Source organism: Paraburkholderia sp. SIMBA_054 (genome assembly GCF_046534875.1).
GTDB classification, from domain to species: domain Bacteria; phylum Pseudomonadota; class Gammaproteobacteria; order Burkholderiales; family Burkholderiaceae; genus Paraburkholderia; species Paraburkholderia hospita.
The window spans coordinates 1-243 of the sequence record NZ_JAWRXV010001500.1; the positions used below are offsets into that span (position 1 = coordinate 1).

A 243-nucleotide genomic window follows, 5' to 3' on the forward strand; every position below is an offset into this window, starting at 1 on the left:
TGCGCACAAACTACGGCGCCCTACTGCATCGCCGAGCGGGCGCGCTCCAGCAGCAACTCGCGCTCTCGCACATTGCGCGTCATCGCCGCGGCGCGTTCGAACTCCGCGCGCGCTTCGTCCAGGCGGCCGAGTTTCGCGAGCAGATCGCCGCGCACACTCGGCAGCCAGTGATAGTTCGCGAGCGTGGCATCGGCGGCAAGTGCATCGACTATATCGAGGCCGGCCGCCGGCCCGAACGCCATG

1 pseudogene is annotated in these 243 nt (G+C 68.7%); it reads right to left on the bottom strand.

Going from position 1 to position 243, the window contains the following annotated elements:
- Positions 1–20 precede the first annotated feature (20 nt).
- Positions 21–243, bottom strand: a pseudogene (locus SB822_RS60035) (RNA polymerase subunit sigma-24); the annotation flags it as partial.